Genomic DNA, 6,393 nt, shown 5'->3' on the forward strand with positions numbered 1-6,393 from the left:
TGGGCCGGCGCCCCGCCGGACCAAGGGCAGCGCCGCCAGGGTCATCACTGCCAGGACCCACATCGCGCCCATCCAGCCGAGCGCCTGGATCGCCTTCTGGAGGATCGGAGCAAAGACGAACTGGCCAAAGGAACCACCGGCGTTGATCACTCCCGACGCCGTGCCGCGCACTTCCAGCGGCAGGCGTTGCGCAGCGGCGCCGATCAGCACGGAAAAGCTCCCGGCACCTGAACCGATCGCCGCCAGCAGGCCGAGCGACACCACCAGACCGAAACCGGAAGTGGCGTATGGCGTGATCGCGCAACCCGTTGCCAGCATGACGATGCCGCCGGTGAGGACGGCGCGCGGCCCGTAACGGTCAGCCAGGGCGCCGGCTACCGGCTGGATCGCTCCCCAGGTGAATTGGCCAATGGCGAGAGCCAGGCTGATGGTGGCAATTCCCAATCCGCTCGTGGCATTGATCGGCGCGATGATCAGGCCGAAGGACTGGCGCGTTCCCATCGTGACCATCAGGATGCCGGCCGCAGCCAGGGTGATGGCCATGACGCCGGGACGGTTGAGTGAACGCAGCATGGCAGGTACCTGTGGAGAAATTGGCCAGGCCGGAATTGGCTCTGGATCAGGCGAACTATAGTGCGAAAACTGGGCGACAAATAGCGGTAGAATCAATTATTCGACCCGTACGGCTGCCCCACAACACCCGTGTTTCGATTACGCGCATCCCTTTATTTTGCTGGCTGTCGCCACAGGCCTCTCGGCCTGAACCTTTGAATTCTAATGCTTCGACTATTCCTACCATGATTCCTGCCATGAATCCTGCCAACACGAATGCGCCCTTGGAACTTGCCACCGTCGGCGGTGGCTGCTTCTGGTGTACCGAAGCGGTTTTTCAAATGTTGACCGGGGTCAAATCCGTCACCAGTGGCTACGCCGGAGGTCAGACGGAGAATCCCACCTATGAACAGGTTTGCAGCGGAACCACCGGACACGCGGAAGTCATCCAGGTTGCCTTTGATCCTACGGTGATTTCCTACGAAAAGATCCTGGAAGTATTCTGGGAAGCTCACGATCCCACGACGCTGAACCGGCAAGGTCACGACACCGGAACCCAGTATCGTTCCATGATTTTATATCACGACGCCGCGCAAAAAGAGATCGCTGAGAAATCCAAAGCGACAGCTCAAAAGCATTTTCCAGATCCGATCGTCACCGAGATCGTCGCGCTAAAAAAATTCTACGCTGGCGAGGGATATCATCAGAGTTATTACCGATCCAATCCCAATCAAGGTTACTGCCGGGTGGTCATCCGCCCGAAAATTGAGAAGTTCGAAAAGAAATTTCAGGGCAAATAAAATACCCGCCAGTGTGACTGGCGGGTTTTGGGATGGCTTGCTTCAGAGCCCGGCAATGATGTTTGGGTAGGGAAGCACTGATTTAGACCGTTCGTCAGCCAGGCGCTGCCACGCTAGTGACAAAGTCATGCCCCTTGACGTCCTCGGGTTGACCTTCAGGCCGCCATTCCTTGCCCCCCATTTCGTGCGCATGGCCGTTCAGCTTCCGCGAAGCATACGCAGGCATCTACAATCCCAGCCAGCGCGAGATGATGTTTCGCTGCATCTCCGAGGTTCCCGAGTAGATCGTTCCCGCGACGGCGTCACGCAAGACACGCTCGACTTCGTACTCGACCATGAAGCCGTAGCCTCCGTGCAACTGCACGCAGTCGAGCGCGGATTGCAGCAGCGACTCGCTCACAAACAGCTTGCCGATGGACGCATCGAGGGAAGCGCTACGCGAGTTGCCGAGTTTCCAGGCAGCCCGATAGGCGAGCAGGCGCGCCGCTTCCAGCTGGACCTTCATGTCGGCGATCTTGTGCGAGACCGCCTGGAACTTGCCGATGCTCTGATTGAACTGGTTGCGCGTTCGCGCATAGCCGACCGCCGTCTCCAGCAGCCGTTCCATCACGCCGATATGCCCGGCGACGAGCAGAGCACGTTCCCAATCCATGGCCGTCCCGAAAACGGCGGCTCCGGCCCCCACTTTTCCAAGCACCGCGTCGTCGGGAACGAACATGTCCTGAAAGACTAATTCGCCGATCGGAGATGTGCGCAAGCCCATCTTTTCAAACGGCTTGCCGGTCGACAGTCCCTGTTGCCCGGCGTCCACCAGGAAGCCGCTGACCCCGCCGTGGAAACCCTTGCCAGGATCGGTCATCGCGAAGATGATCGCCACGTCTGCAACCGGACCATTCGAGATAAAGGTCTTGGTTCCATTGATCTTCCAGCCCCCGTTTACCTTCTCGGCACGGGTGCGCATCGAAAACGTGTCCGAACCCGAGCCTGGCTCGGTGATCGCATGCGACCCGATCCAGGTCCCGTCACACAATCCCGGCAGATAACGTTGCTTCTGGGCGTCGGTCCCGTGCCGCCAGATCGGCACGACGCAGGCCAGCAGATGCGCCGACAGAGAGAACACCAGGCCGCCATCGTGGCAGGCGTAGCCAAGCGCCTCCAGGGCGATCGCGCAAGTCAGCGGGTCGACATTGGAACCGCCGTACTGCTCCGGAACAGGCAATCCCTGAATGCCGATCTCTCCGCATTTGCGCCACAGATCCCGAGAGAACTCATGATTGTGATCACGCTCGATCACTTTCTGGTTCAGCGTACCCTTGGCGAATCTGACGATGTTGTCTCGCAGCAATCGCTGCTCTTCCGAGAAAGAAAAATCCATCAAGCCATCTCCTTCAGGCGCTGATAGTCGATTTTGTCAGTGGAGGTCTTGGGAAGCGACTGCTGCCAGACGAAACGGTCCGGGATCATGTACAAGGGCAGGTTCTCGCCACAGAAGCGTTTCATCTCGATCAACGACGGGACGGCCTGCGCCTTGCAGCTCAGGTGTGCGACGATCCTGACGCCCGCTTCCTCATCGGGCACCGCGACAACCGCAGCTTCCTTCACTTGCGCATGCTTGTACAGACCGGCTTCGATCTCGCCGAGTTCGACGCGATAGCCGCGCCGTTTGACCATGCGATCGCGCCGCCCACGGTAGATGTAGCAGCCATCGGATTCCTCGACGACAATGTCGCCCGTTTTGTACCACCGTGTTCCTTGCGGATCGACCAGGAAACTATTCTCAGTCTGCTCGGGGAGTCCCCAGTAACCCTGCATGACCCCCAGGCCCGCGATACACAGTTCGCCTTCCGCACCCCGCTCGACGGTCGTGCCGTTCTCATCAACCACTTTTCCGAGCAGGTGCGAGCAGACCCTCCCGATCGGATAAGGTACCGAGCGATCCTCCGGTACCGGCGTGATGACCTCGTGGAAGGTGCAGACATTCGTTTCGGTTGGGCCGTACAGGTTGAAGTATCGCGGTTTCGTCCACAAACCGCAGAGGATGCGCAGGTGCTTGACCGGGAAAACCTCGCCGGCGAACAACACGTGGCGCAGATCCGGGAACTCGAGGTTGGCGAGGTTTCCGAACTGCGCAAGCAGGCCCAGAATCGATGGTGCCGAGTACCAGATTGAAATCCTGTGCTCTGCGATGATCTTTGCCAAACGCATCGGATCCTTGCCGACATCTTCCGTGATCAGCACGAGCGTGGCACCGTGCTTCAAGGAAACGTGCAGATCAAGAATCGAGAGGTCAAAATGAAACGGTGCGTGCGCGGAGAAAGTGTCCGTCTCTCGAGGTTCAAAGACCTCGGAACACCAGTCGACAAAACTGACGGCATTCTTGTGCGACAGCATCACGCCCTTCGGTTTCCCTGTTGATCCCGATGTGTACAGGATATAGGCAAGATCGTCATCATTCGCGCTGATGTCTGCCTCCTGTGCAAACGGGAGTGCACTCGATTGCGTTTCGAGCCACCGCCCCAGGGCCAGTCCGGCACCCACGTCGTCGAGAGCGATCACCTGCGGTGTTGCTCCGATGGCTTCAAGTTCAGCACAGAACTTTTCTGTGACGCGGCTCTCGCTGAACACCAACTTCACCCCACAGTTGTGCATGATGTACGCGTTGCGAGCCGGCGGCGCGCCCGGATCAACCGGTACATAGGCCGCGCCCGCGCGCAGGATGGCGTAGATCGCGGCGACGGTATCGATTGACTTGCGCAGGTACAGACCAACCCGGTCACCACGACCGATGCCACGTGCGCGCAGTTGATCGCGCGTGCGGCCCGACAAATCGGCAAGTTGTCGATAGCTGATCTCTCCTTCGCCGGGTTCGACGACGGCAATGCGCTCCGGAAAATGCTCGGCGGCGGCAAGAAACGCCTGGTGCAATGCCCGAGTGCTCATCATTCACTCACTTCTGCTTGGCCTCGATGGTGGCGACCATCTGGGCAAGCGTATCCATGTTTTCCTTGTCGGTTTCGTGCGCTTCGAGGGTAATCCCGAAGCGCTCTTCGATGAAGAGCACGAGCTTGAGCGTCGCAATCGAGTCCAGAATCCCGCTGCTGATCAGCGGGAGGTCATCGGTCACGTTATCGGGGTTTTCGCCCGGCAGAAACTCCTGGATGATGTAATTCTTTATGGCCTGTTTCAGTTCTTCTGTATTCATGTGACCTCCGTTGGTTTGGTTTGTCAAACTACTGTGCGTGGTGGATGCGGTCGGTCTTGAACACCTGCTCGCGTCGCTCGAGAAGTCCTTTGTACAGGTGCTCTGCGACCAGGCGATGGCCTTGCGTGTTCGGGTGGTCGTCCCACTCGGCAAGCCGCAACTGGTTGATGTCGCGGCCCTTGTAGAGGTCGTCCAGATCAATGATCACGAAGCCCGCACCCGCTGCGATCGCGAGGGTATCGGCCGTCTCCTCTCGCCATGACCCATCAGTAACCTGTGGCAAAAAAAGCAGGATCGAGAGGGTGCCGCTGGCGCGCGCGCGCGCCGCGATCGATCCGTAGACGAAATTCAGCATTTCCTTGCGGTATGGCGTCAGGCGCTTGAGTGCCTCGGCTTCCTCCATCTCCGGCGTGATCCCCGAGCGCTGAACGATTTGTCGCAACTCCTCATAGGGGATATCGATCCGCTTCCTGACCGCTTCGGCGAGGTAGACCGCAGCACGCGACAGCTCACGTCCGGTCGCGACGTAGATCACGGCATTCGGCCGAAACTGCATGGCTTTCTCAAAGGCCACGAGTTGCTGCAGCGGCTGATAACCGGGAACGCCGAAGTTCAGGAATTCATAGTGGTCGATGCCAACGACCGGTCGCTCGGTATTCAGGCGCTCTTCGACGAGCGCTTCGAAGGTTTCACCGTCTCCCACACCCCAGCCCATCACCGAGGATGCGCCGAGGACAGCGGCACGAAAGACGCCGGCAGCGGGTTCCAGCGCGTAGTCACGATCCCGCATTCCCCAGCGATTGATGGTGATATCACCGTACTTGGTGCGAGAAACGAAAGACGGGATCAGTTCCGTTTGTGCAAAGCCGCCGTTGAAACGCTTCAGATTGGCATTGTCGACGTCCAGCCAGTTGGCGGGTTTCTTGGTATAGACCTCCCAGAGCTGAGAGTTGAAACGATCCACCGACAGAAGGTTTTCATAATAGCCCTTTTCCAGCTTGGCCTGATCAAGGCGGCTCAACTGTCCGGAACGTAGTGAATGCACGATCGTCGCGATGTTCGGGCTAATCCGGGTGGCCACCCCTTCGATACTGATCAGAATCAGTCCGATCAATGCGACAACAGTGACGATGCGTGAGCGAATCCACTCGCTTTCTTCCTGCGCCGAAACCTTGATATTGCGCAAGGTCTCCTTGGGGATCGAGCCGACGGCAACCACCAGCAGGACGACGGCTGGCCAGGCCAGCACCTGCCAGCTGAAGTCGCCGTGTAGGGCACCCCATAAGGAGAACCAGTCGCCCAGGGTTTCCGCCGTCCAGAAAGACCAGAGGACACAGATGAACCAGAAGGTGCCGTAGGTCTTCACGATCGAAAGAAGGACATCGCGCAGGGTCCGCTTCTTCGCCGCGATGCTTCGCGACCGTCCATGCTTGATCTCGTAGAGCGAATTGAGCACCACCAGAACGCCCAGGATCGCCCAGAATAGGATGTCCTGTGGCACGAAGAGCAGCGTGCCACGCAGCCAGAACCATTGGTAGGCGTGCAGGAACCACGTCATCACGAAAACATAGAGCGTCGCGATCACCAGCGCCTTTGTCGCCCCCAGCTTTTTCAGTTTGAACACCACCGGGTAATAGAAGACCTTCTGCATGAAGTCTTTCCAGTAGATGTTGATGCGCCGCCAGAAATCCGTGAAGCTCGTCGCCAGCAGGTAGCGGTTGTGCGTTTCCGACAGACGGAAACCAAACAGGTAAAGCATGCCGATAATCAGGTGAAACAGGCCCGATACGCGCAGGTAGAGCAGGAAGTTCGATACGAGGTAATTCAACAGGTCGGCCG

The 6,393-nt window shown here is 58.6% G+C and carries 5 protein-coding genes and 1 pseudogene; 1 reads left to right on the forward strand and 5 read right to left on the reverse strand.

The annotated features are described in order from the left end of the window. A partial coding sequence (locus tag CAPSK01_RS09365) for an MFS transporter (RefSeq protein WP_273703415.1) occupies positions 1–573 on the reverse strand: 573 nt, incomplete at its 3' end. A 236-nt stretch (positions 574–809) separates the two neighbouring features. Here CAPSK01_RS09365 and msrA point away from each other — a divergent pair. Further along, entirely contained in the window at positions 810–1,352 is a 543-nt protein-coding gene (msrA, locus tag CAPSK01_RS09370; protein ID WP_034926001.1) for a peptide-methionine (S)-S-oxide reductase MsrA, read from the forward strand. Between the two features lie 226 nt (positions 1,353–1,578). Here msrA and CAPSK01_RS09375 read toward each other — a convergent pair whose 3' ends face one another. The 4 genes and pseudogenes from CAPSK01_RS09375 to CAPSK01_RS09390 form a co-directional block, all read right to left on the reverse strand. After that, complete coding sequence (locus tag CAPSK01_RS09375; RefSeq protein WP_034925675.1) at positions 1,579–2,727, reverse strand: acyl-CoA dehydrogenase family protein; 1,149 nt, start codon at positions 2,725–2,727, stop codon at positions 1,579–1,581. Continuing rightward, positions 2,727–4,295, reverse strand: a complete 1,569-nt coding sequence (locus CAPSK01_RS09380) for an amino acid adenylation domain-containing protein (protein ID WP_273703416.1) — start codon at positions 4,293–4,295, stop codon at positions 2,727–2,729. Before CAPSK01_RS09380 ends, CAPSK01_RS09375 begins: the two co-directional genes overlap by 1 nt. A gap of 4 nt (positions 4,296–4,299) precedes the next feature. Then, positions 4,300–4,554, reverse strand: a complete 255-nt coding sequence (locus CAPSK01_RS09385; protein ID WP_034925677.1) for an acyl carrier protein — start codon at positions 4,552–4,554, stop codon at positions 4,300–4,302. A 28-nt stretch (positions 4,555–4,582) separates the two neighbouring features. Beyond that, positions 4,583–6,393 (reverse strand): annotated as a pseudogene (locus tag CAPSK01_RS09390) (hypothetical protein); the annotation flags it as partial.

It is taken from the genome of Candidatus Accumulibacter vicinus, assembly GCF_000584955.1.
Classification (GTDB): domain Bacteria; phylum Pseudomonadota; class Gammaproteobacteria; order Burkholderiales; family Rhodocyclaceae; genus Accumulibacter; species Accumulibacter vicinus.